The organism is Paenibacillus sp. FSL R7-0333, assembly GCF_038000365.1.
GTDB lineage: Bacteria > Bacillota > Bacilli > Paenibacillales > Paenibacillaceae > Paenibacillus_AQ > Paenibacillus_AQ silagei.
The window spans coordinates 4,510,199-4,533,826 of sequence record NZ_JBBOBZ010000001.1; the positions used below are offsets into that span (position 1 = coordinate 4,510,199).

26 protein-coding genes are annotated in these 23,628 nt (G+C 54.2%); all 26 read right to left on the reverse strand.

Going from position 1 to position 23,628, the window contains the following annotated elements:
• Positions 1 to 41: 41 nt before the first annotated feature.
• Complete coding sequence (locus MKY86_RS19070) at positions 42 to 632, reverse strand: anti-sigma factor family protein (RefSeq protein ID WP_036727277.1); 591 nt, start codon at positions 630 to 632, stop codon at positions 42 to 44.
• Between the two features lie 5 nt (positions 633 to 637).
• Complete coding sequence (locus MKY86_RS19075) at positions 638 to 1,225, reverse strand: RNA polymerase sigma factor (protein ID WP_076079186.1); 588 nt, start codon at positions 1,223 to 1,225, stop codon at positions 638 to 640.
• A gap of 640 nt (positions 1,226 to 1,865) precedes the next feature.
• Positions 1,866 to 2,960, reverse strand: coding sequence for a prephenate dehydrogenase (locus tag MKY86_RS19080; protein ID WP_076079185.1), 1,095 nt, complete (start codon positions 2,958 to 2,960; stop codon positions 1,866 to 1,868).
• A gap of 58 nt (positions 2,961 to 3,018) precedes the next feature.
• A complete protein-coding gene (gene hisC, locus MKY86_RS19085) occupies positions 3,019 to 4,116 on the reverse strand; it encodes a histidinol-phosphate transaminase (RefSeq protein ID WP_076079184.1) in 1,098 nt (365 codons plus the stop codon).
• A gap of 23 nt (positions 4,117 to 4,139) precedes the next feature.
• Entirely contained in the window at positions 4,140 to 4,964 is an 825-nt protein-coding gene (trpA, locus tag MKY86_RS19090) for a tryptophan synthase subunit alpha (RefSeq protein ID WP_036727283.1), read from the reverse strand.
• Positions 4,961 to 6,160 (reverse strand): tryptophan synthase subunit beta, encoded by a 1,200-nt coding sequence (gene trpB, locus MKY86_RS19095; protein WP_076079183.1) that lies wholly within the window; start codon positions 6,158 to 6,160, stop codon positions 4,961 to 4,963. Before trpB ends, trpA begins: the two co-directional genes overlap by 4 nt.
• Positions 6,157 to 6,837, reverse strand: a complete 681-nt coding sequence (locus MKY86_RS19100) for a phosphoribosylanthranilate isomerase (protein WP_076079182.1) — start codon at positions 6,835 to 6,837, stop codon at positions 6,157 to 6,159. Before MKY86_RS19100 ends, trpB begins: the two co-directional genes overlap by 4 nt.
• Positions 6,830 to 7,660, reverse strand: coding sequence for an indole-3-glycerol phosphate synthase TrpC (gene trpC, locus MKY86_RS19105; RefSeq protein ID WP_076079181.1), 831 nt, complete (start codon positions 7,658 to 7,660; stop codon positions 6,830 to 6,832). The genes MKY86_RS19100 and trpC overlap by 8 nt, the downstream gene beginning before the upstream one ends.
• On the reverse strand, positions 7,650 to 8,690 hold the full coding sequence (trpD, locus tag MKY86_RS19110) for an anthranilate phosphoribosyltransferase (protein ID WP_036727291.1): 1,041 nt from the start codon (positions 8,688 to 8,690) through the stop codon (positions 7,650 to 7,652). The genes trpC and trpD overlap by 11 nt, the downstream gene beginning before the upstream one ends.
• A 78-nt stretch (positions 8,691 to 8,768) precedes the next feature.
• Positions 8,769 to 10,322, reverse strand: coding sequence for an anthranilate synthase component I (trpE, locus tag MKY86_RS19115; RefSeq protein WP_076079180.1), 1,554 nt, complete (start codon positions 10,320 to 10,322; stop codon positions 8,769 to 8,771).
• A 354-nt stretch (positions 10,323 to 10,676) separates the two neighbouring features.
• Positions 10,677 to 11,048, reverse strand: a complete 372-nt coding sequence (gene aroH / locus MKY86_RS19120) for a chorismate mutase (protein ID WP_076079179.1) — start codon at positions 11,046 to 11,048, stop codon at positions 10,677 to 10,679.
• The gene (aroB, locus tag MKY86_RS19125) at positions 11,042 to 12,145 is read right to left on the reverse strand and encodes a 3-dehydroquinate synthase (RefSeq protein WP_076079178.1); all 1,104 of its coding nucleotides are present in this window, start codon (positions 12,143 to 12,145) and stop codon (positions 11,042 to 11,044) included. The genes aroH and aroB overlap by 7 nt, the downstream gene beginning before the upstream one ends.
• A gap of 1 nt (position 12,146) precedes the next feature.
• Positions 12,147 to 13,316 (reverse strand): chorismate synthase, encoded by a 1,170-nt coding sequence (gene aroC, locus MKY86_RS19130; RefSeq protein ID WP_076079177.1) that lies wholly within the window; start codon positions 13,314 to 13,316, stop codon positions 12,147 to 12,149.
• Positions 13,317 to 13,499: 183 nt separating this feature from the next.
• Positions 13,500 to 13,676, reverse strand: coding sequence for a hypothetical protein (locus MKY86_RS19135; RefSeq protein WP_179090429.1), 177 nt, complete (start codon positions 13,674 to 13,676; stop codon positions 13,500 to 13,502).
• Positions 13,677 to 13,784: 108 nt separating this feature from the next.
• Positions 13,785 to 14,588: a CheR family methyltransferase gene (locus MKY86_RS19140; protein ID WP_036727302.1), complete on the reverse strand. Its 804-nt coding sequence runs from the start codon at positions 14,586 to 14,588 to the stop codon at positions 13,785 to 13,787.
• A gap of 28 nt (positions 14,589 to 14,616) precedes the next feature.
• A complete protein-coding gene (gene ndk, locus MKY86_RS19145; RefSeq protein WP_036727303.1) occupies positions 14,617 to 15,060 on the reverse strand; it encodes a nucleoside-diphosphate kinase in 444 nt (147 codons plus the stop codon).
• A 111-nt stretch (positions 15,061 to 15,171) separates the two neighbouring features.
• Positions 15,172 to 16,140, reverse strand: a complete 969-nt coding sequence (locus MKY86_RS19150; RefSeq protein ID WP_076079176.1) for a polyprenyl synthetase family protein — start codon at positions 16,138 to 16,140, stop codon at positions 15,172 to 15,174.
• Positions 16,137 to 16,997: a menaquinone biosynthetic enzyme MqnA/MqnD family protein gene (locus MKY86_RS19155; protein WP_076079175.1), complete on the reverse strand. Its 861-nt coding sequence runs from the start codon at positions 16,995 to 16,997 to the stop codon at positions 16,137 to 16,139. Before MKY86_RS19155 ends, MKY86_RS19150 begins: the two co-directional genes overlap by 4 nt.
• Positions 16,994 to 17,545, reverse strand: a complete 552-nt coding sequence (locus tag MKY86_RS19160; RefSeq protein WP_425355098.1) for a UbiX family flavin prenyltransferase — start codon at positions 17,543 to 17,545, stop codon at positions 16,994 to 16,996. The genes MKY86_RS19155 and MKY86_RS19160 overlap by 4 nt, the downstream gene beginning before the upstream one ends.
• Before the next feature lie 53 nt (positions 17,546 to 17,598).
• A complete protein-coding gene (locus MKY86_RS19165; RefSeq protein ID WP_076079174.1) occupies positions 17,599 to 18,474 on the reverse strand; it encodes a UbiA-like polyprenyltransferase in 876 nt (291 codons plus the stop codon).
• Entirely contained in the window at positions 18,467 to 19,219 is a 753-nt protein-coding gene (locus MKY86_RS19170; protein ID WP_076079173.1) for a demethylmenaquinone methyltransferase, read from the reverse strand. The genes MKY86_RS19165 and MKY86_RS19170 overlap by 8 nt, the downstream gene beginning before the upstream one ends.
• A gap of 3 nt (positions 19,220 to 19,222) precedes the next feature.
• Positions 19,223 to 20,092, reverse strand: a complete 870-nt coding sequence (locus MKY86_RS19175) for a heptaprenyl diphosphate synthase component 1 (protein ID WP_076079172.1) — start codon at positions 20,090 to 20,092, stop codon at positions 19,223 to 19,225.
• A 114-nt stretch (positions 20,093 to 20,206) separates the two neighbouring features.
• Positions 20,207 to 20,746, reverse strand: coding sequence for a hypothetical protein (locus tag MKY86_RS19180; RefSeq protein ID WP_076079171.1), 540 nt, complete (start codon positions 20,744 to 20,746; stop codon positions 20,207 to 20,209).
• Positions 20,747 to 20,853: 107 nt separating this feature from the next.
• A complete protein-coding gene (mtrB, locus tag MKY86_RS19185) occupies positions 20,854 to 21,102 on the reverse strand; it encodes a trp RNA-binding attenuation protein MtrB (RefSeq protein WP_051478165.1) in 249 nt (82 codons plus the stop codon).
• A gap of 104 nt (positions 21,103 to 21,206) precedes the next feature.
• Positions 21,207 to 21,479: an HU family DNA-binding protein gene (locus MKY86_RS19190; protein ID WP_019909963.1), complete on the reverse strand. Its 273-nt coding sequence runs from the start codon at positions 21,477 to 21,479 to the stop codon at positions 21,207 to 21,209.
• 354 nt (positions 21,480 to 21,833) lie between these two features.
• Entirely contained in the window at positions 21,834 to 23,312 is a 1,479-nt protein-coding gene (gene spoIVA, locus MKY86_RS19195; protein WP_036727319.1) for a stage IV sporulation protein A, read from the reverse strand.
• Positions 23,313 to 23,628 lie beyond the last annotated feature (316 nt).

Consider the following 23,628-nt stretch of genomic DNA (forward strand, 5'->3'; position numbering starts at 1 on the left):
CAAATCAAAAACCCTCTTCTCCATGCTCGGGAAGGGGGTTCTCATTGTCTGCGGTACCGGTTCAGACGGACCAGCAGGAATATGGATAATCCGACGCCCAGCGTCGACAATACCATCCAGTACTGCGGATGTGCAGGGCCCATATTGGCCACCAGCGGCTCAATAATCCCGCCCTCAGACTCCACCGGATATGAAGAAGACCAGTCCAGGGTTAAGCCTGCCACACCTGTCTCGACGATCCCGCTCTGTGCCGCCGTCGTATTCGAGGGGGTCTTAAACACGGTGAAATATAAGAAGCTTGAGATAAACACGGCTAAAAAACAGGCAATCCAGAGGCTTAAGCGATGCCGGAATACTGTAGAACTCCCCGCAGACTTCCCGTCACCGGGCATAAGCCAGGGGCTCTCCAGATAGATCCGCTCCATAACCTTACTGTTAATCGCTTCTGCCCGCTCATCGCTGACATCGAATCTTGTATCCTGCATAAGCTCACTGGTCTCCTGCCACAGCGCCCATTCGGCACTGCAGTAGGAGCAGGTTGCGATATGTCTCTCAAGTCTAATCCGCCTGGGATCTGTGGGGGGAGCGTCCCACAAGTGTGGAATGGAATCCTGCGCTTCCCTGCAATTCATAGGCCTTACATCCTCTCAGCCTGCTCTTCAAATTCAGGCTCATAGAAATAGGATTCGAGCTGGAGCTTCACACTGCTCCTTGCCCGGAACAGCAGTGACTTCACTGAGCTGACGCTCTGATCCAGAATCACGGCAATTTCCTGGTAATCCATCTGATCATATTCCCGGAGAATCAGCGCGGAGCGCTGCTTCTCCGGGAGATTGTTAATCGCTTCGCGAACGAGCTCCATCCGTTCCTTGCGCAGTGCTGCCTGTTCCGGGGCAACATCAAGCGGTGCCACAGGTGTATAGCCGCTCTCTTCAAGCGACACATTCCCGGCACGGTTCTTGCGAAGCTCACTGAGCACTGTATTGCGGGCAATGGTGTACAGCCATGTGGAGAAAGAAGCATCCACTTCCCGGAAGGAATGAAGACTCCGGAAGGCTTTGTAGAAGGTCTCTGAACAGAGGTCTTCGGCAATCAGCTCCATATGGGAGTTCTTCAGCATGTGGTACACAAAAGCCAATATCTTGCGTTGATATCGTCGCATGAGTTCCGAATATAATTCTGTATCGCCTTGCTTGATTAGCTGGATCAACTGGGAATCCGTCATGGTGAGTCGGCCCTCCTCGCCCTTGCACGTGTAATCCCGTCCGGTCCGTATCTACTTATACCGGGCAGGTAACAAAAAGTTGCGGCATACCTTCATTTTTTGCAGCACAAAAATCCAATCTTCCTATGTATATTCAACTTACCGTTATTTAAGGCTTCCAACCTTCAATTCCTTTTGTAAGACAGAAGAATGGCAGCATTCTCCTCACAGGACAACACAGCCCGTCTCCACTTGTTCAGCAAGCGGTTACCTATACTTGGAAGGAATCTATAAACATACTTAACCCAGTATAGCATAGTTTCTAACGGGAGGAAATTAATAGACTTTGAGAGATGCGCAGACAGTCCGATGAAAGCGGTCTTTTTTTCTTTAAATAAAGTGTTGACAATATGTAAACGGATACATATAATAAAAGTACAGTATGGTTTCTCTCCACTCCTATCCAAACACTACACGGTTCCAAGAAATTGTGAACTGTAACCGCTTATTATGTAAGCGGTCTTTTTTTTGTCCATTTTTACGAACATTTGGGTATTTAGTGGCCGCTTGTTTACTGCCGCAGCCTGGGCACCATCTGACAGCAGTTTAATTTCCTCTAATTAATAAATAAGAGCCGGGGCATCCGGCCCCGGCTCTGCTTTTACATATATACGGTATAATCATTCTCCTGCAGCAGAATTCTGGCCCGCTCCATATCGTTCTCCTGGCGGAAGGACAAGCGCATGATCCCGGGAACATCCTCGCGACTCTCAATAATCTGCACGTTGCTAAGGTTGATGCCCTGGTCGCCCAGCTCCGTAGCAATCCGGCCGATAATGCCGGGGTGATCGGGAACATCAATATGCAAATCGAACAGCGGAGTGATCATTCCCTTGCGCCGCTCAGGAAGCTGGCTGCGGAATTGATTCGCCTCCTGGAAGGCCGACTCGATCCCTGCGCCATCCCCGCTCTCCAGCAGATGGATGAACGAGGACACCTCATCGTTCCAATCCTTCAGCAGCCGCAGCATCACAGAGCGGTTATTCAGCAGAATATCGCGCCAGATGATCGGATCGCTCGAAGCAATGCGGGTAATATCACGGAAGCCCCCCGCAGCCAGCGTGCTGTACAACGAGTCCGAATGGTCGTATGCATGAATCTGATTCACCAGGGCTACCGCAATAATATGCGGCAGATGGCTGATCGCTCCAACAATCTCATCGTGGCGCTCCGGATCAAGCCGGACTATCTGCGCTCTCGTATGCAGCAGGAGCGATTCCAGAGCCTGGTAGGCAGCTTCCGGCACGCCAGGCGGAGGTGTAAGCACGTAATACGCATTCTCAAACAGTAAGGAGGAGGCTGCCTCTACGCCTGAACGCTCCGATCCGGCCATAGGATGGCCTCCGATGAAATGTACACCAGGAATATCCAGTGTAAGGGCACACTCCGCGATGCTGGCCTTGGTGCTGCCGACATCCGTAATAATACAGCCCGGCTTCAGCGGCAGCTTGCTTAACCGCTGAAGATAGTCCTCAAGCATGCCTACCGGCACACACAGAAAAATATAATCCGCATCCAGTGCAGCTTCCTCAAGTGATAATGTAGCTTGATCAACCACACCTCTGCTCACATATTTAGCAGCAGATTCAGGGCGGTGGGCATGGCCCACAACGGTCAGACCCTCCTTGCCTTTGAAGCAAAGGGCCAGTGAGCCGCCGATCAGGCCGACACCGAAAATTGCTATTTTTGTCGTCATCTTCTTAGTACTACCTGCCTTCTGTGGTATCGTCAATCCAGCTGCTGAGCCCTCACGGTTATGCGCGAACTTCCTGCTCCTTCAGCACCTGCTCCAGGGCAGCTACGAAGGCTGTGTTCTGCTCGGCGGAGCCGATGGTCACCCGCAGGTAGGTCGGATACCGGTGGAAGCCTGTTCTGACGATGATTCCCTGACGCAGCAGCGTATCGAAGACTTCAGCAGCCGGCTTGCGTACATCCACCATAATGAAGTTCCCGTGAGCCGGGAACGACGTAAGCCCGAGACGCGCGAATTCCGCCTCAAGCTGCACAATCCCTGCACTGTTAAGCGCACGGCACTGCTGCACATATTCCTGATCGGAGAGTGCTGCCACCGCCGCCACCTGAGCCAGGCGGGTCGTATTGAACGGCTCGCGCACCTGATTAATCAGGGAGATTACCTGGCTGCTGGCCACACCATAGCCGATACGGAGCGCCGCAAGACCATAGATCTTGGAGAAGGTACGAAGGACTACCAGATTAGGGTATTTGTCGATCAGCTTAATGCCGTCGGTGTAGCTGAGATCCGTTACATATTCGTAATAGGCTTCATCCAGGACTACCATCACGCTGGCAGGTACTGCATCCAGGAACGAAATCAGGGCGTCCTCGGGCACAATGGTACCGGTTGGATTGTTGGGATTACAGATCCAGACGATCTTGGTCCGGTCTGTAATCTTCGCCAGCATTGCATCCAGATCATGCGTTCCGTCTTTAAGCGGGACTTCTATAGTTATAGCCCCTTCGATATCCGCATTGCTCTTATATACGGAGAAGGTCTGATCGGCCATAATCGTCTCGTCACCGGGCAGGAAGAAGGCACGGGCAATCAGAGCAATAATCTCATCAGATCCGCATCCGAAAATAATACGCTCACCCGTAACGCCCAGATGCTTAGCCAGCGTCGCTGTCAGCTCTGCGGCAGAGCCGTCCGGGTATAAAAAGAGATTATCCAGCTCCGCTACAATAGCGGCCTTCGCACTTGGTGCAGCCCCGTAAGGGTTCTCGTTGGATGCCAGCTTAATGACTTCGCTTAAGCCCAGCTCCTTCTTGACTTCTTCAATCGGCTTCCCCGGCTTGTAGACAGGAAGGTCAACGATATTCGGTTTTGGATTCATGGGTGATCCTCGCTCTCCAAATATTAATTAGGTCTTAATTGTGCCACAAATTCACGAATTTGCAACAGTCCGGCGCTTCTCGTCTGCGGCTGGGACAGCAGAGGAATAACCTCCTCCACCTTGCGGACAATGGCGCTTCCGACTACTACACCATCACAGATCTTCGCAAAACGGGATACCTGTTCTCCAGTGGAGATCCCGAATCCTACAGCAACAGGCAGGTCCGTTGACCGGCGGACGGACGCAATGAACTCATCTACTCCGCTGTGGAAGCTTGAGCGCTCCCCGGTTACACCGAGCGAGGATACGCAATAGACGAAGCCGCTCGCGCCGGATACGATCCGGGCAATCCGTTCGCTGGAGGTCGGAGCCACGAGCGGAATAAGATTCACTCCGGCGGCACGGCTGCGTGCACGCAGGTCCTCCGATTCCTCCACCGGCACGTCAGGGATGATCAGCCCGCTGATCTCATGGGCATTCAGCTCCGCAAAAAACGTATCCAGCCCCAGCTGCATCACCGGATTGTAATACGTGAACAGGATGAACGGCAGTTCACTGCCTGCCTGCCGGGCCTTCAGCGCCGTCTCCATGCAGGTGCGCAGATGAACCTTGCTGCGCAGCGCTCTTGCAGACGCCCGCTGGATGACCGGACCGTCGGCCAGCGGATCGGAGTAAGGAACGCCCAGCTCCAGAATATCCGCTCCCGCTGCCTCCAGCTCGGCAATAATATCCAGCGTCGTCTCAAGATCAGGATCGCCTACGGTTAAGAACGGAATAAGGGCAGTACGGCCTTCCGCCTTCAGCCGGTTAAACGTCAGGTCCATCCGGTTCGTCGTTTCGGTTGTCATTGCTGCTCCGCCCCTTCCGTATAAGCCATAATGGATTCCACATCTTTGTCGCCGCGTCCTGACAGGCAGATCACCACAATATCATCCTTGGTCAGTGTCTTGCCAAGCTTGACCACATGGGCAATGGCATGAGCTGATTCCAGAGCGGGAATAATCCCTTCCGTCACGCAGAGCAGCTTCAGCGCATCCAGCGCTTCCGCATCGGTCACCGGCACATACTGGGCACGGTGAATGTCCTTGAGATAGGAATGCTCAGGCCCCACGCCCGGATAATCGAGTCCGGCCGATATGGAATGGGCCTCGATGACCTGTCCATGCTCATCCTGCAGCAGATAGCTCAGCGAGCCCTGGAACACGCCATGGCTTCCCTTGCTCATGGTTGCTGCATGGAACGGAGTGTCTACGCCTTTACCGGCGGCTTCAACACCAATCATCGCCACCTGCTCATCCTCCATGAACGGATAGAACATGCCGATAGCATTGCTGCCTCCGCCTACTGCGGCAACCAGCAAATCCGGCAGGCGCCCTTCCGCCTCCAGAATCTGGCGGCGGGTCTCATCCCCGATAATCCGCTGGAAGTTGCGGACCATCATCGGATACGGATGGGGACCAACCGCAGAGCCAAGCACATAGAACGTATCTTCCACATTGCTCACCCAGTAGCGGAGCGCCTCATTCCCGGCATCCTTCAGCGTTCTTGAGCCGGATGTCACCGGAATAACCTCTGCCCCGAGCAGCTTCATGCGGAAGACATTCAGCGCCTGGCGGCGGGTATCCTCTTCACCCATGAACACCTTGCATTCCATACCGAGCAAGGCGGCTACCGTAGCTGTCGCTACTCCGTGCTGGCCTGCGCCGGTTTCGGCAATCACCTTGGTTTTACCCATCATTTTGGCCAGGATGCCTTGTCCGATAGCGTTGTTGATCTTGTGGGCGCCTGTATGATTGAGGTCCTCCCGCTTCAGATAGATTTTGGCCTCGCCAAGCTCCTTGCTTAGCCGCTCTGCATAATACAGCGGGGTCTCGCGGCCCGAATACTGCTTGAGCAGATAATCTATTTCCTCCTGAAAGGCCGGGTCTGCCGAAAATTTATTGTAAGCCTCTTCCAGCTCGATCAGTGCAGTCATCAAGGTCTCAGGAACGAAGCGGCCTCCAAAAGAACCAAAACGTCCATTTTTGTCCGGTACTTGTATCATGATTGCTTCACCCTTTCTACGAAAGCTGTCATTTTGGCAATGTCCTTACTGCCGTTACTCTCAACTCCGCTGGAGACATCCACGCCATAAGGAGCGTAGCCGTCCAGCAGCTCGTTCACATTGTCCGGATGCAAGCCTCCGGCTATAAATAAAGGCAGCGCATGCTTCGCCGCCGCTTGCTGGTATAAGGGAATCTGCTCCCAATCAAATGTACGGCCCGTACCGCCGCGCTCCTGCGGATCATAGGTGTCCAGCAGCAGAGCATCAATGGTGCCCGCATAGCTGTCCAGCAGAGGCTGAACCTCATCCCCTGCTTCAGGATTACGTCCGGCTACCGAAAGGGCCTTCCAGACCTTAACCTGGGGAAAAGCCGCCTTGACCTCCGCACAGAACTGTGGACTCTCTTGTCCATGAAGCTGCACAACATCCAGCGGTACAGTTCTCAGCAGCTCTGCCAGCTCGGAAAGGCCGGGGTTAACGAATACGCCCACCGGTCGGGGCGCAGGCTCAGACTTCCAGTTGCCCAGCTCTGCAATCAGCTCCGCAGCCACATCAGCAGTAACCCTGCGGCGGCTGGGCGCAAACACCAGGCCCACATAATCGAGCGGCAAACTATTCATAGATTTTAGCACTTCAACGCCCTGAAGTCCACAGATTTTTACGAGAGGTTCAGTCACGATGCACACGATCCTTCCCGGCAGGAAGCGGACCGAGCAGCTGATGTACCGCCTGCTCTACATCCGGCTGGCGCATCAGGTATTCTCCGACCAGTACACCGGTTGCCCGTGTCTTGCGGAGATACGCAATATCCTCCGGCCCGGTAATCCCGCTCTCGCTGATTACCGGAAGACCGGCAGGCAGCAAAGCTGCCAGCTCCTCCGTAGCGGAGAGTGAGGTTTCGAACGTCTTGAGATTCCGGTTATTGATGCCCAGCAGAACCCCGGGATGTTCAGCCTTACCCGTAGACAATACCGTCTCCAGTTCAGTGCGGTCATGGACCTCAATCAGGATATCGAGTCCAAGCGCGGCAGCGGAGTCGGTGAACCCTGCGAGCTGCTGCGGGGTCAGAATGGCCGCAATCAGCAGAATCGCATCCGCGCCAAGCAGGCGGGCCTCGTAGATCTGCTTCTCATCGATGATGAAGTCCTTGCGCAGCAGCGGAAGCTTCACCGCCTCTCTTACCTGCTGCAGATACACGCCGCTGCCCTGAAAATAATCCTTGTCCGTCAGCACGGACAGGCAATCGGCTCCTGCCGCTTCATAGCCCCGGGCAATCGTCACCGGATCAAAATCGGCCCGGATCAGCCCCTTGGACGGCGAGGCCTTCTTCACCTCGGCGATCAGCCCCATCTCCCGGTTCCGGCGTTCAGTCAGAGCGCTGCGGAAGCCTCTGGTAGCAGGCAATGCGGCAATGGAGCGCTCCGCCGCGGCGAGCGAGAATTGCTGGCTTAACGCTTCTACCTCTTTCACTTTCGTGGCAACAATCCGGTCAAGATACATAATCAAGCTCCTTTGTCATCGCTTTTAACTGTTCCAGCTTGCGCAGGGCCGCCCCTGAATCCACAACCTCTCTGGCACGGTCCACGCCTTCCTTAAGTGTATCCGCCAGACCGGCGACATAGATGCAGGCCCCGGCATTCGCCAGTACGATATCACGGTACGGATTGATATTACCCTCCAGCACTGTAGTGATAATCGCCGCATTCTCAGCAGCATCGCCGCCCATGACGTCCTCCAGCGGATGCTGGCTGAGGCCAAGCTCCTGCGGTGTAATTTCGTAGGTGGTGACTACGCCCTGCTTCAGCTCGGAGACCTGCGTCGGTGCCGAGATGCTGATCTCATCCAGGCCGTCCAGGCTGCTCACAATCATCGCCCGCTTGGAGCCGAGCTCACCCAGGACCTTGGCAACCGTCTCTGTCTTATTGCGGTCATAAATGCCCATCAGCTGCCGGTCTGCTCCGGCCGGATTGGTCAGCGGGCCCAGCATATTGAAGACCGTCCGTACACCCAGCTCACGGCGGGGAGCAGCGGCATGCTTCATGGACGGATGATAGATTTGAGCGAACAGGAAGCAGATGCCGATACTGTCCAGACATTGCCGCGCCTGCTCTGCATTCAGATGAATATTGACACCGAGCGCTTCCAGCACATCTGCACTGCCCGCTCTCCCGGACGCCGAACGGTTGCCATGCTTCGCAACTCTTACAGAAGCAGCGGAAGAGATAATCGCTGAAGCTGTGGAGATATTGAATTTATGAATACCGGAGCCGCCCGTGCCGCAGGTATCCAGCAGCTGGCTCCGCTCGGTAAGCACCTGTGTGCCGAAACCGCGCATCGCCTCGGCGAAGCCGGTGATTTCTTCAACGGTCTCGCCTTTGATCCGCAGCGCGGTCAACAGCGATCCGATCTGTGCGGGTGAAGCTGCACCTTCCATAATCGTGCCCATAATCTCGCGGGCCTGCGTACGGGTAAGATCCTTTCCCTCGATTAAACCGGCAATTCCTGATTGTAGTAACTGGCTTGCGTCCATAGTTCATGTCCTCCTAAAATTTTTAAGTTTTATGGAGCATTCTCTGCTCTTCTGATCTCGTCTCTGCTAATTCCCGGTTCACGGGGTATATTCATACATATAATCCTGGTTAATGACCTGCTTCTCCTTCATTTCAGCAGGGAACATCGCTTCCGCCATTCGGATTGCTTTCAGCATTCCCTTGGCCTTGTTCACTGTCTCCTCATATTCCTTCTCCGGCACAGAATCCCAGACGATTCCTGCTCCGGCCTGCACATAAGCGCGGCCTTTGCGGAAGATAATCGTACGGATCGTGATGCAGGAATCCATATTCCCGGAGAAGCCGAGATAGCCGATCGCTCCGGCATAAGCCCCGCGGGCTTCCCGCTCCAGCTCGGCAATAATCTCCATCGCCCGCAGCTTCGGCGCTCCTGATACCGTACCTGCCGGAAGGCAGGAAAGGAAGGCATCGAAGAAATCCTTATCCTCGGCCAGCGTTCCGGTCACATTCGAGACCAGATGCATGACATGCGAGTACTTCTCGATCTCCATAAATGTATTGCATTTCACGCTGCCGAATTTCGAGACCCGGCCGAGATCATTGCGGCCCAGGTCGACCAGCATGAGATGCTCCGCACGTTCCTTCTCGTCCTCCAGCAGCTCTGCGGCGAGCTGATGATCCTCTGCCGCGCTCGCTCCGCGCGGCCGGGTTCCGGCAATCGGCCGGGTCTCCACCCGTCCGCCGTCCACCTTGACCAGCGCTTCCGGCGAGGTGCCGACGATGATCTCCTCATCCATTTTCAGATAATACATATAAGGGGATGGGTTCAGGATGCGCAGCATCCGGTACACATGCAGCGGAGAGACCTCGGTCTCGATATGCATCCGCTGTGACAGCACCACCTGGAAGATATCACCGGCACGGATGTATTCTTTGGCCTGCTCTACGTTACTTATATACTGCTCCTTGGTGAGATTCGAGTGAATCTCTCCCAGCTCGATATCCTGCGGAATGCTGCGGCGGTTGACGTTCTCCTTCGGGCCTTCCTTTTGCAGCTCCTCTGCCAGACTCACTAAGCGATTGCTCAGTTCCTCGTAGCCCGCCCGGATATCCGAATCCGTATCTCCATCCTTGATATGAAGATTACCCACCAGCAGGATCTGCTGCTTCACATGATCGAAGACGATAATGCGGTCACAGAACATAAAGCGGATGTCATCCATATTCAGGTCATCTACCGCATGTGCGGACAGCTTCTCATAATACTGCAGCAGATCATAGCCGAAGAATCCGATGGCTCCGCCCGTAAACGGCGGCATACCTTCCAGTTTGGGACTGCGGTAGGAACGGAGCAGCGCTTTCAGCTCCTCGACAGGTTTGCCGGACAGCTGTTTTTTCTCGCCGCCGACCTCCACCTGGATCTTCCCCTTTTTGCCGGAGATCATCAGGAACGGATCACTGCCGATAAAAGAATAACGCGCCCATTGAATGCCGCCCTCTACACTCTCCAGCAAAAATGCGCGATCCTGCTCTGCAAACCGCTGGAACAGCCGGATCGGCGTTTCCATATCAGCCAGCAATCTTGTTACGACCGGGATCAGATTGTATTCGCGCGACAGCGACACCACTTCTTCAATGCTCGGATTCGTCACTTGGGTAACCTCCTAGGGGATAACGGATATTGTCCGAAATACAGAAAAACCTCTACCGGAGTAGAGGTTTGTTGATAGTCAGTATGTGAATTAGCGCCTCGGACCGGCATGAACCCAATCGAATGCTAGAGATTCCTCCATGGATACAGGGATAGCGCAGATGCAACTCATCATAAGTTACGGCTATACAGGTATACCAAAAAAGAACACTGACAATCAAGGGTCTGCTCTGCAATAGGTCCTACACTCAGCTCAACTATACTCTACTCAACTCATTCTAAACTCTGCTTTACTCGGCTAACTTCACTATACATGATGACGGTAGTCATTGACAACCCCGCGGGCTATAATTTATTACTTGCTCTGTGAGAGATCCGGGCGAAGCCGCTGGGCTTCATTCAGATACACATGACGGATATCGCGCTGGGATTTGTCGGTGTTCACCTGCACCATCAGGCGGATGCAATTCGGCAGGCTGCCCTTCACAGGGATCTCCACGGAACACATCAGCGGAACCATCTCCCAGCCTTCGATCTCACGGATCGCCCGTGCCGGGAAGGTTGCATCCAGATCAGCAGTCATCGTAATCCACACACTGCAGATATCCTCTGCGATCACATCATTGCGCTCCACAATTTCCCTCAGCAGGATCACCGTTTCACGTAAAATTTCCGTCTCTTCATTCTGGGTTACGGTCGTTGCACCGCGTATGCCCCGGTTCACCATGGGCTCCCCTCCTTCTTAAGCTGGGCTATGACTTCTGAGACATCGCTTGCCTGCACATCACTGATGATACTTACTTCACCAATGGCCTCCGGCACGATAAAAGTCATTCGGCCTTCCTTGAATTTTTTGTCATGCATCATCGCTTCCATCAGCTCTTCCCCGCTGTACTGCGAAGGAAGCCGGGTGGGCAGCGACAAGGCGGTGAGCATGGACACTGTGTCCTCGTAGATCTGTCTGTCCCGGCCCAGCTTCGCTGCGAGCAAAGCAGATCCGGCCATCCCGATCGCAATCGCCTCTCCATGCAGGAAGGTGCCATAGCCGCCGACAGCTTCAATGGCATGTCCGATGGTATGCCCCAGATTCAGAATCGCACGCTGTCCATGCTCCCGTTCATCACCGCCGATTACCTCCGCCTTGATGGCACAGCCGCGTTCCAGCGCATATCCCAGCGCCTCGGGGTCCAGTGCCAGCAGCTTGTCCGCATGCTCCTGGCACCAGTAAGCGAACTCACGGTCCAGAATCAGCCCGTGCTTGACCACCTCAGCCAGGCCTGAAGCGACCTGCCGGGGTGGAAGCGTAGCTAAGGTGTCCAGATCATATAACACCATAGACGGCTGATAAAAGGCGCCCAGCATATTCTTGGCCAGCGGATGGTTAACGGCCACCTTGCCGCCTACACTGCTGTCATGGGCGAGAATGGTCGTTGGAATCTGCATGAACCCGATTCCCCGCATATAAGATGCAGCAACGAAGCCGGCCAGATCGCCAACGACTCCCCCGCCAAGCGCCAGCACGGCTGAGCTGCGGTCCAGACCGCCTTGAATGGCTGTGGTAATGACTTCTTCATAGACGGCTAGTGACTTCGAAGCTTCACCCGCCTGAATGACATGGCTGACCACCGTATATCCGCTGCTGCGGAGGGAAGTCTCCACCTGCTCGAGATAACGCGGCGCTACTTCGGTATCACTGACCACCAGCAGCGGGCTGCGCTGTGCGAATCCGGCTTCGGTGCAGCGTTCGCCGATACTCTGCAGCAGACCGCTGCCGATATAAATCGGATAAGAACGTTCCCCTAAGTCAACAGTAATGCTGCGCATCTTAGTAGCTCTCCAGCTGAGCCAGGTAATTATTGTAGTTCGCGCGGATCTCTTCCAGAGAGTCACCGCCGAATTTATCCAGGAACGCCTTGGCAATCTCCCAGGCTACTACACTCTCCAGTACGACACAAGCTGCCGGAACGGCACAGGCGTCTGAGCGCTCCACCTGGGCTGTGAACGGCTCCTTCGTGTCGATATCCACACTCTGCAGCGGTTTGTACAACGTCGGGATCGGCTTCATTACCCCTCTGACGACCACCGGCATTCCATTGGTCATTCCGCCTTCGAACCCGCCCAGCCGGTTGCTCGCCCGGAAGTACCCTTTCGAGGCTTCATACATAATCTCGTCATGGACCTGTGAGCCGCGCAGTTTCCCGGCTTCGAAGCCGATCCCGATCTCCACGCCCTTGAAGGCATTGATCGACATCACGGCTCCGGCGATGGCACCATCCAGCTTGCGGTCGGACTGTACATAACTGCCAAGGCCAATAGGCAGACCTTCGACAATACATTCCACAATCCCGCCGATGGAGTCGCCTTCTTCCTTGATCTTGTCTATGTAAGCCTCCATCTTCTGCTCCGTCTCCTTGTCCACTACCCGCACAGAGGATTCTTCAGTCCGGGCAATCAGCTCATCGATAGGCAGATCGTTAGCAGGTGCTTCAATCTCTCCGATCCGGATGACTTGTCCGGCAATCTTCACTCCGAAGGCTGCAAGCAGCTGACGGGCAACCGCGCCTACAGCTACTCTTGCTGCCGTCTCACGGGCGCTGGAGCGCTCGAGCACGTTACGCAGATCGGTATGGTTATACTTAAGTCCGCCGTTCAGGTCCGCATGACCGGGACGCGGACGGTTCACCCGGCGCTTCTCTTCGTCACTGCCCGGAATCGGCTCAATATTCATAATGTTCTTCCAGTGTGTCCAGTCCTTGTTCTCCACAATGAGCGCTACAGGAGCTCCGGTAGTATAGCCGTGGCGTACACCGCCGGCAATCTGGGCAGTATCCTTCTCAATCTGCATCCGGCGTCCGCGGCCGTAGCCCTTCTGTCTCCGGTGCAGCTGGAAATTAAGCTCTTCAAAGTCAAGTGTCAAATTACTGGGCAATCCCTCAATAATGGCTGTAAGCTGGGGGCCGTGCGTCTCCCCCGCTGTTAAATAGCGTAAACTCATGCTGCGTTCCCCCTTCACACTTTTGGACTGTAAACCGCTAAAATGTTAAATGTCTTTGCTTATTATAGTATAGGCTCTCCGCTTTGACAAGAAAGCAATAGCCCGGCCCTCCGCTTATATTTGAACAAAACAAGCGCCGCTCCTGCTCTTTCGAGTAGAAGCGGCGCTGCTGTGCTCCCCCGTTCAGGAGCCTGTCTCCAGACTGTCGCTGCCTGGTGCCGGAAGGCGGCCGCCGGTTCTGCCCTCTTCCGCAGTAAGCAGGCTCTGGAGCTGCAGCTCCTCGATGCCGAGAATCTGCCCGCATTCGCGGACGGTGAGGAACCCCCGCCGGTAGGCGGTGATGACCTTGCTTTTGTCCATCTGGGTTAACGACCTTTCACTTGGCGTTAGGTTTCTTCCTACTTCCCAGTATCACTGAAAAGCGCCTAAAGTATACCCTGCACCAAGGGAGACTCCAGCAGACTACGGCTATTTCTTGCGGTAAAAGAAGGTTTCGGTCGACTCGAAGCCATACTGCGCCGGTGTGAAGATCTGCTCCGTGCTGCCCACGAACAGATAACCCCCGGGCCGCAGACTGGCCGAAAATTTGTGATACAGCTTATTCTTGGCTTCTTCGGTGAAGTAGATCATGACATTGCGGCAGATAATCAGATCGAAGCCTTCGTCGAATTTATCCAGCAGCAGATTCTGCTTGCGGAAATCGATATTCTTCTTTAGTCCTTCACTGACCTTGAAGACCGGGCCTTCCGGTGTAAAATACCGGTCTGCCACATCTTTGGGCACATCCTTCAAGGAGCGCTCCAGATAGATCCCCTGCTTCGCTTTGGCCAGCGCCCCGTCATCAATATCTGTAGCCAGAATACCGGTCTGGGCCAGAATATTCTTGTCCGAGAGAATCATCGCCAGCGTATAAGGCTCTTCTCCCGTTGAACAGGCGGCACTCCATAGCTTCAGTCTGCGGCCGGAGCGCTGAAGATCCGGCAGAATCACATCCCTCAGCACTTCCCAGCGGTTCGGATTCCGCCAGAATTCGGAGACATTGATGGTCATGCGGTCCAGGAACTCATAGAACAGAGCCTTGTCCTTCATCATTGCCGCATAGAACTCGTTAAAGGTATTGTAGCCGTTCTTCATACGGAGCGTCGTCAGCCGCCGCTTCATCTGTGCTTCCTTATACTGCGCAAGGTCAATGCCTGTGCTTTGTTTGATATTATGAATAAATCCGGTGTAATCAGGGTCCGGGGTTAATGAGGATTCTTCACGTTCAGCCATAATAATCTCCTGTCTCCTGCCCGGATGCTTACATCCAGGCCGCGATGTCTTTATGATACTGTGCCAGCTCATCCGGAGCGAAGAAATTGGCGATCTCACGTGCTGCACTGTCCGGTGAGTCCGATCCGTGGATCAGATTAAGCGGAGTATGGCTGGCATAATCCCCGCGGATGGTGCCTGGCAGGGCCTCACCGACTTTGGTTTTGCCGATCAGGAGACGGGATAATGCGATGACATCATCGCCTTCCCACACCATGGCGAACACAGGGCCGGAGGTAATGAAGCTTACCAGCTCCGGGAAAAAATCCTTGCCGTCATGCTCCGCATAATGCTTCTTGGCCTGCTCCTCAGTAACGGTAATCAGCTTGGCAGCGACCAGCTTGAATCCCTTGTCTTCCAGGCGGGCGACGATGCGTCCGATTAGTCCGCGCTGTACACCATCCGGTTTGATCATCAGATACGTTTGTTCCATAGAGTCACTCTCCAATTTCCCTTATTCTAAATGAATGGGCTGTTTATGGTCTGATATTATCAGAAACCCCGGCATCTGTGAACGTAAATTTGCAGATAATTTCTTATATTTTCAATAAGCCCGGCCTGTTACGAAAAAGGCGATATCGCGCAAATTGCGCTTGGTCCGGTTGCTTGGCAGCTGCTCCAGCGCATCCAGCGCCTTGGCGATATAGCGGGAAGCCAGCTCCTCCGCACGGGAAATCCCGTCGCCGGAGAGAATCAGATCAATAGCGCGTCCGACCCCTCTGTTCCCTTCACGAATCGCTTCAAGCTCTTCCAGCAGGCGGCCGCGGAGCCGCTCATCCTGCAGACTGTAGATGACAGGCAGAGTGATATTCCCCTGCCGCATATCGCTTCCGGGCGGCTTGCCAATTTGCTTCTCCGTTCCGGAGAGATCGAGCAGATCATCACGGATTTGAAACGCCATCCCAACGTTATATCCGTAATTATAGAGGAGCCTGGCAGTTCCCGGCTCCGCATCTGCAGCCAGAGCGCCAAGCTGACAGCTGACGGCAATCAGCAGCGCTGTCTTACGGCGGATTCTCCGCAGATAATGGCGCACGCTCTGTCCGCTGTTGAAGAAGTCGCGGATCTGCTCCATCTCTCCGATGGACATTTCTACCATGGCTTTGGAGAGAATCTGATGAATCAGGGGATTTTTCAGCCCTGAAGTCATCACGAGTGCCTTGGCATAAATATAGTCGCCGGTGTACATGGCGATCTTGTCGCCCCATTTCGCCTTGACGGTAGGCTCTCCCCGCCGGAGCTCCGCATCGTCAATGACATCATCGTGGACCAGTGAGGCGCTGTGAATCAGCTCCAGCGGAATCGCGACGCGCTTCAGCTTATCGAGATCATAGGTCCCGAATTTGCCGCCCATCAGAACGAATACCGGCCGGAGCCGCTTGCCCCCAGCTCTCAGCAGATGCAGCGAGGTCTCGCTCAGCAGGTCATCATCCCCCTGGACACTGCGGTACAGCTCTTTCTCAATCTGATCCATATCTTTGTTCAGCAAGCCGAATATTTGCAGTCGCTTCATTCTTTCACCCGTGTCAGCAGATTGTGGCTCCAAAGCTCCATCTTCACTTCCTGCGGCAGCAGGCCCATTTCATAGGCATAGCGGAAATAGAGGTTCAGACCTTCCTGCTGCCTTTCCCCAAAGTCATAACATAAATTACGGAAGTAATCTCTCCAATAGGAGGCCGTGCCCCCGATCGTGCAGCAGGCTTCGTGAATTACCGGTCCCAGCTCATTCAGGCCGCGTCTCTTGCTCCGCTCGAAGGCTTCAGCAATCTCGGCAATGGCCTCAGGATTCAGGGCTGCAGCCCTGCGGTTGACCGCCCACACAGCAAAGGTCATACTGTGGCCCGTCCATTCCTTCCACAGCCCGCCCAGATCCGTCACTTCATAGCCCTGATCCTGCCAGGAGGCGCGGATGGCATGGTCTCCGATCAGGAGGCCGGCATCCGCCTGCTGCATCATAGTGTTCAGATCGGGATCGCTGCTAATGTACTCCGGACTAGTGCCTAAGGCCTTGTGCATCAGGATCTTCAGCAGATTGACCGAGGTAGCCGAAGTATTCGTCACGGCTATCGTTCCGCTGCCAAGCTGCTGTAACGGCTTTTTGGAGAAAAGAAATATTGACCTCACCGGACCGTCCGCGCTGACGGACAGACCGGGCAGCAGCAGCAGCCGGTCGCTGGCCGCTGCATAAGCAAAGGAGGATAAAGCCCCAACATGAATATCTCCTGCTGCCATGCCCCGGTTAAGCACAGCAGGCACCTCACTCACCATTTCAGCAGGAAAGCTTAAAGAAGAGGGATCGAAATAATGATAGACCGGCCATGAATTGGTATAGCTGATTTTGCCGATGACGGTGTGTTCCAGGTCTGTCACCCTTCATCCCCCCATCTGCGAAATAAAGTATGCTCAATCCCGAAGCTGTCGAGCACCTTGCCCACCATGAAATTGACCAGATCATCCATGGTGGCAGGACCGTAATAGAACGCCGGCATTGCCGGAATCAGCTTGACGCCCATCCGCGACAGCTTCAGCATATTCTCCAGGTGAATCGCATGCAGCGGTGTCTCCCGGGGTACCAGAACGAGCGGACGGCCCTCCTTCAGCATGACATCCGCTGCCCGTGTCATCAGATTGTCCGAGCTGCCATGTGCTACAGCAGACAGTGTTCCCATCGAGCAGGGCATAATAATCATCCCCTCTGTCCGGAAGGAGCCGCTGGCAATCGAAGCGCCTATATCCTGTACCGGGTGATACAGAAGAGAACCGGGATAGCTGCCGAACTGCTCATTCAGCAGTCCTTCCCGGTCAGTTACGGCATAACCCAGCTCTTCCTTGAAGACACGCCAGCCTGCATTACTGACAACCAGATGTACTGTATAACCGAGGGACAGCAGGGTCTCTGTCAGCCGGATGCCGTAGATCGCCCCGCTCGCACCGGTAATGCCAACCACGAAGTTCTTAGGCTTAAGTTCGGTCATTTGTAGAACTGCACCACCAGGTCAATCAGAGTAAAGGAAAAGACCACAATGCTAAGTACACCGTTCATGGTGAAGAAGGCGGTCTGCAGCTTGCTTAGATCACCCGGAGATACAATGTAGTGCTCATAGAACAGAATAATATAAGCAATCACCATGCCGGCCACATACCACCAGCTCAGTTCCGTGATGAACAAGAGGGAGATGAAGCCCAGGGCTGTCAGCAGATGAAAGACCTTGGCAATCCCCAGCGCACGGGGCACCCCGAAGCGCACCGGAATCGAATACAGTCCTTCCTTGCGGTCGAAGTCCACATCCTGGCAGGAGTAGATGATATCAAAGCCTGCTGTCCAGAATACGATCGTGAAATAGAAGATCATAGCAGTCAAGTCCACCGTTCCTGTAACCGCAACCCAGCCGCCGAGAGGCGCAAGGGCAATGGTGAGCCCGAGAATCAGGTGACAGGCCCAGGTGAAGCGTTTGGTGAAGGAATAGAGGACCAGCAGAAAAACAGCAATCGGCAGCAGCTTCGCTGACAGCGGATTGAGCTTGAAGGCTGCCCAGAACAGCAAAAAGAACGAGAACGCGATGAACAGCGTCACCTCTCCAACCTTCAGTAATCCTGCCGGAATGGCTCTGCCCGCTGTCCGCGGATTCTTCGCATCACTGATCCGGTCGATCAGCCGGTTAAGCCCCATAGCCGCGCTGCGTGCGCCGAACATAGCAACAACCACCCATCCGATCTGGCTCCAGGAGGGCAGTTCCCCAAACATAACTACTGAACCCAGCAAGGCCCCCATAAAGGCAAAAGGTAAAGCAAAAACCGTGTGTTCGAATTTAATCATTTGTAGAAAAATACCGATTTTCTTAAACATTACAGTTCTCCTTGAGTCCAAGATGTAACGCCGCGATGCCACCGTTCAAGGGGAACGATTCCACTTTTGTAAGTCCGGTATCCCGGAAGATCTCCTCTAATTGCTTCCTGTCCGGGAAGAGTGCCAGTGATTCAGGAAGCCATTTATATTGCTCATACCGCTTGGCGAACAGCCTGCCGAGCAGCGGAAGCACACGCTGGAAATAAAAATAATAAATACCTTTGAACGGCTGCTTCATCGGCTTCGACAGCTCCAGGCAGACCACCATACCGCCGGGCTTCACCACGCGCTTCATCTCACTCAGCACCTGTACGGGATCAGGCACATTACGAAGTCCAAAGCCAATAGTGGCGTAATCGAAGGAATTATCACCGAACGGCAGCTCCATCGCATTCCCCTGAATCAGGGAGATGCGGTCCTGCAATCCGCGCGCTTTCACCTTACGCCGTCCCACCTCCAGCATGCCTGCGCTGAAGTCCAGTCCCATGACATTTCCGGTCTCGCTCGCATCAGCGAGGGCAATGCTCCAATCACAGGTACCGCAGCACAGGTCTACTGCCGAGTCCCCGCGCTTCATGCCCATCTTGCGCATGGTGAACTTCCGCCAGGCCTTATGACGCCGGAAGCTCAGAATATCATTCATCAGATCATACTTGCCGGCAATGCTCTCAAATACCGAATGGACAAATTGCTCCTTCGGCTTGTCGCCTTGCCCCCCTGTTACGGTAACTTTATCTACTGTCATTCTCTAACCCTCCACGGCAGCTTGTCCGGAAATTTTCATTTGCAGAAGCAGGCGGTCCAGTGCAGCTCTAAGCTGACCCGCCAGATCCTCGTCCCTGATCCCCTGCAATAACGACTGAATGGACGCGAGCGAGCTATGCAGCTTGTCCGTCAGCAGCGTATCGCATTTGCATCTCAGCTTCAGCTTCTGCCAATCCTTGGGGTCCAGAGTCTGCCCCTTAAGCTGCTGACGCTCCTCTTCGGTCGCCGACTCCATCACCTTCCAGTAAGCATAGCCATCCAGCGCACTTGCCGGAGCTGCCCCCCGGCGCAATTCCAGGGCTGCTGTCTCACACTGGCTGAATTCGGCGAGCAGCTTCTGCCAGATATCTCTAAGGGACTCTTCAATCATCGGTGTAAAAGAAAGAAACAGCCGCATATTGAGCTGTACCGTGTGCTTCAAGTATTGTTCGGCCGGGACAAGCGTTCCGCTCATCTTGCCGTAAAGATTGGCCTTCATCACATTGAAATCAGCGATAGCCGCGCTCAATGTGCCAACCATTTCAATCTGACCGTGTCTCGCGAGCAGATGGTAGAACCAGCTGCTGAAATAATCACCGGCCAGAACCTTCAGCTGGCGGGTGCGCATCATATCGCCGCCGGGCTCTTCATGATTCCGGTCAATGCTCTCATGGGTATCCAGTCCAAGCTGGACGAGTCCGGTCACCAGGGTGAACAGCTCTGCCTGCTGGAAGTCTGCCCCCCGGCCCCTGCCGAGAAAAATATATAACAAATGACCCCGCCCGTCTGAGAACGGCGGCAGTTCCGTATGCCGCTGAATCATATCGTAGTCGGTGTAGGGTTTAGCCAGTTGCGGTATGCGGTACGGTTTCATTTTAGCCTCCGAAGCCATTGACGTTTGTCAAACTCATTGTTCACAATCTTGTCTATTATATCACATGTTTTTTTGTCACGCACGGGTGAAGCCTTCTAGTTTCAATTACCCGGTTCAGGGATAAATGAACTGCTTTTTCCACAGCTCGCTTTCGCTAATGCGGAAGCCGTTCTTCAGCGAATCGGGAAGAGGCGAATTGCCTGCGTTCTCCAGCGCCTCCTGCAGCAGGGGGCTCCACTCGCTGCGGCGGATATCACCGGCAAGGAGCAAGCGGCGGGTATCCAGCCACCTATCCTCTGCCACCACACGCAGCAGCAGTTGGTCTACGTTCGAAGTCTCCTGAATCGCGAACCCGATAGCCAGAGCCATGTTACGGTACAGCTCCTGCGGTTCGTGGGCATCACCGTTCACCTTGAGATCCATAGACAATACCCCGTTCTCCCAGCCTGCCTTGTCAATCATCAGACTGAAGGGAATCTCACTGAGCGCATCTACCAGATTGTCATTCTCCAGTACCAGGCCATTCGGGCCTATCGTCTGTACTGCGCTATAGTTACTCTGGGCAGTTATAACGTTGCCGGCCAGTTGCGGCAGCAGCAGGGTAGTAGCTGCACTAAGCAGCAACGCCGTTCCGATCAGCCAGCTCCGGTTCATAACATGCCTCCCTACTCATAGTTTCCGCTGCTATGCAGGATTATACGGCACCGCAGAGCGGCCCATATCTAGTTATATTTTGAAAAAAAGCAGGCTATGCCTGCTTTTCAGCTTTCACTCTCTAATTGTCCGTGTTTGCTCCAGATTTCAGCCTTGCCGCGGATTTTCATTGCTGAGGTGTGATCGGTGAATTGGGCAATGAGCACCTCGCCTTTGTCCAGCTTCTCCGTATGGTGAAACCGTGTGTCCAGCCCTCTGGTCAGCCCGATGACCTGAACACCGTTCTCCTTGGCCTTGACTACGATATAGTCGCTGCCGGACGGTGCAGGATTCACTTCATTCTTCTTCTCAGTCATTGTAATCCTCCTCAAAGTTTATGAGCCTCTCTCAAAAACAAATGCCGCCCTGGAAGGCGGCATCGTTGGTATTCAAGGACTATGGGGCAGATATGTAGAAATCTTTATTTGATTCCGTCTTTCAGCGCTTTACCGGGTTTGAAAGCCGGTACTTTGCTTGAAGGAATTTCGATTTCTTCACCAGTCTGCGGGTTGCGGCCTTTACGTGCGGAACGTTCGCGCACTTCAAAGTTTCCGAAGCCAACCAGCTGAACCTTATCGCCGCTTTGCAGTGCACCTGTGATCGCTTCAAAAACAGCATCTACCGCTTTCGTAGCGTCTTTTTTGGGAAGTTCAGTTGCTTCTGTAACTACGTTGATCAAATCTGATTTATTCATGTCTTCTCACCTCCCTGGTTAAAAGTTCCGGTATCATACACTCTTTCCGTTTCAACGTAAAATATACGTGATAATCCCGTTTAATGCTAGAAACTGGCACCTCTCTTCTAGAAGCGCAACAAACTTATAGTAATACAGCCCAACCATAATATCAAGGCGTTCCTCAAAAAAGGAGCAGAAAGTAGCAGGTTTCCCTTCATTCCGCTGCAATTGCGCAGTCTATTACTACCAGTTATGCCGTAAAAGCGGAAGCTTTCCAGGGAGAATTCCCCTTTTCCGCTCTAGCAGCGAATGGGCCAGGAAATAGCAAAAGAGCGGGAAAAGCTCCCGCTCCAAAGGACAAGCCTATTTCATTTAGAGGATGATGGCGATCAGGCCGCCTGAACCTTCGTTGATAATCCGGCCCAGCGTTTCCTGCAGCTTGTAGCGGGCATTGTCCGGCATCATCGCGATCTTGCCCTGAATGCCCTCACGGACTATGGAATGCAGGGACCGGCCGAAGATATCGGATTCCCAGATTTTGATCGGGTCATTCTCAAAGTCCTGCATCAGGTAGCGCACCAGCTCTTCACTCTGCTTCTCTGTACCGATAATCGGCGAGAACTCCGACTCGACATCCACCCGGATCATATGGATCGACGGCGCCGTAGCCTTCAGCCGGACTCCGAAGCGGGAGCCTTGGCGGATCAGCTCAGGCTCATCCAGCGCCATCTCGGCCAGAGAAGGTGCGGCGATGCCGTACCCCGTTGTCTTAACCATTTCCAGCGCTTCCGAGAAGCGGTCATATTCGCGCTTGGCGTGGGAGAAGTCCTGCATCAGCTGGAGCAGGTGATCCTTGCCGCGAATCTCGACCCCGACTACCTCCATCAGCACCTGATCATACAGCTCTTCGGGAGCGTAGAGGTCAATCTCGGCTACCCCCTGGCCCATGTTCATGCCGCTGAGGCCTGCCCGGTCGATGAAATCATATTCGGTAAACTGGGAGACCAGGCGGTCCACATCGCGCAGACGACGGATATCCTTCACGGTATCACGGACAGAATTCTCATAGCTGCTGCGCAGCCAGTGATTCTCGCCCAGCACCATCACCCAGCTCGGCAGGTTAACATTAACTTCATGCACAGGGAATTCATACAGTACTTCACGCAGGACACCAGTCACATCGTCCTCGGTCATATTCGCAGCGCTGAGCGTCATCACCGGAATATCATATTTGAGGGCAAGCTCACTGCGGAGCTGCTGGACTTCCTCACTGCGCGGCCGGGTGGAGTTGATGACCAGCACGAACGGCTTGCCGACCTCCTTCAGCTCTGCGATCACGCGCTCTTCGGAATCGACATACGAGCTTCGTGGAATCTCGGCAATCGTACCGTCGGTAGTCACTACCACACCCAGAGTCGAGTGCTCCTGAATGACCTTGCGTGTCCCGATTTCAGCCGCTTCCTGGAAAGGAATCGGTTCCTCGAACCATGGGGTCGAGATCATCCGCGGACCATTCTCATCCTCATACCCTTTTGCGCCTTCCACTGCATAGCCTACACAATCGACCAGCCGGACGTTAACCTCCAGGCCTTCGGCCACCTTAATCTGCACCGCATTGTTGGGTACGAATTTAGGCTCGGTAGTCATAATAGTTTTGCCTGCCGCACTTTGCGGCAGCTCATCGACCGCTCTTACCCGGTCTGCTTCACTCGTGATGTTCGGCAGAACAATCGTTTCCATGAAGCGCTTGATGAATGTCGATTTCCCCGTGCGAACCGCGCCGACGACGCCAAGATAAATGTCTCCGCCGGTACGCTCGGCAATGTCCTTGAAAATATCCACTTTTTCCAAAAGAGATCCCCTCCTCATATTACTCCGAAGAAAAAATGCCTGAAGAGCATCGACTTCGCGTTCCGCCGGCAAACTGACCCTTGCAGGACAACCACCGGACTAAGCTTTGCCCGCCCGAAGCCTAGCTTACTTGCCTGAGGCGAAGCAAGGTTGCCCCGCGCTAAACTCCGAATGCTCGGACATGCATTTGGACTAGTATCATCATATGTATCCGTAACGGATTTATGACCAGCGTCCGCGCATTTTTGCATCTGAAATTTCGTATACCCGCTCTAGCTCGCCACTGCGTCAAGACACCCGGAAGTCTTCTCATCAA

Bases quoted from the DNA above. Each gene is read 5' to 3' on its own strand.
- MKY86_RS19070 (WP_036727277.1), bottom strand. From the start codon at position 632: ATGAATTGCAGGGAAGCGCAGGATTCCATTCCACACTTGTGGGACGCT.
- MKY86_RS19075 (WP_076079186.1), bottom strand. From the start codon at position 1,225: ATGACGGATTCCCAGTTGATCCAGCTAATCAAGCAAGGCGATACAGAA.
- MKY86_RS19080 (WP_076079185.1), bottom strand. From the start codon at position 2,960: ATGACGACAAAAATAGCAATTTTCGGTGTCGGCCTGATCGGCGGCTCA.
- hisC (WP_076079184.1), bottom strand. From the start codon at position 4,116: ATGAATCCAAAACCGAATATCGTTGACCTTCCTGTCTACAAGCCGGGG.
- trpA (WP_036727283.1), bottom strand. From the start codon at position 4,964: ATGACAACCGAAACGACGAACCGGATGGACCTGACGTTTAACCGGCTG.
- trpB (WP_076079183.1), bottom strand. From the start codon at position 6,160: ATGATACAAGTACCGGACAAAAATGGACGTTTTGGTTCTTTTGGAGGC.
- trpC (WP_076079181.1), bottom strand. From the start codon at position 7,660: ATGTATCTTGACCGGATTGTTGCCACGAAAGTGAAAGAGGTAGAAGCG.
- trpD (WP_036727291.1), bottom strand. From the start codon at position 8,690: ATGGACGCAAGCCAGTTACTACAATCAGGAATTGCCGGTTTAATCGAG.
- aroH (WP_076079179.1), bottom strand. From the start codon at position 11,048: ATGGTGAACCGGGGCATACGCGGTGCAACGACCGTAACCCAGAATGAA.
- aroB (WP_076079178.1), bottom strand. From the start codon at position 12,145: ATGCGCAGCATTACTGTTGACTTAGGGGAACGTTCTTATCCGATTTAT.
- aroC (WP_076079177.1), bottom strand. From the start codon at position 13,316: ATGAGTTTACGCTATTTAACAGCGGGGGAGACGCACGGCCCCCAGCTT.
- MKY86_RS19135 (WP_179090429.1), bottom strand. From the start codon at position 13,676: ATGGACAAAAGCAAGGTCATCACCGCCTACCGGCGGGGGTTCCTCACC.
- MKY86_RS19140 (WP_036727302.1), bottom strand. From the start codon at position 14,588: ATGGCTGAACGTGAAGAATCCTCATTAACCCCGGACCCTGATTACACC.
- ndk (WP_036727303.1), bottom strand. From the start codon at position 15,060: ATGGAACAAACGTATCTGATGATCAAACCGGATGGTGTACAGCGCGGA.
- MKY86_RS19150 (WP_076079176.1), bottom strand. From the start codon at position 16,140: ATGAAGCGACTGCAAATATTCGGCTTGCTGAACAAAGATATGGATCAG.
- MKY86_RS19165 (WP_076079174.1), bottom strand. From the start codon at position 18,474: ATGTTTAAGAAAATCGGTATTTTTCTACAAATGATTAAATTCGAACAC.
- MKY86_RS19170 (WP_076079173.1), bottom strand. From the start codon at position 19,219: ATGACAGTAGATAAAGTTACCGTAACAGGGGGGCAAGGCGACAAGCCG.
- MKY86_RS19175 (WP_076079172.1), bottom strand. From the start codon at position 20,092: ATGAAACCGTACCGCATACCGCAACTGGCTAAACCCTACACCGACTAC.
- MKY86_RS19180 (WP_076079171.1), bottom strand. From the start codon at position 20,746: ATGAACCGGAGCTGGCTGATCGGAACGGCGTTGCTGCTTAGTGCAGCT.
- mtrB (WP_051478165.1), bottom strand. From the start codon at position 21,102: ATGACTGAGAAGAAGAATGAAGTGAATCCTGCACCGTCCGGCAGCGAC.
- MKY86_RS19190 (WP_019909963.1), bottom strand. From the start codon at position 21,479: ATGAATAAATCAGATTTGATCAACGTAGTTACAGAAGCAACTGAACTT.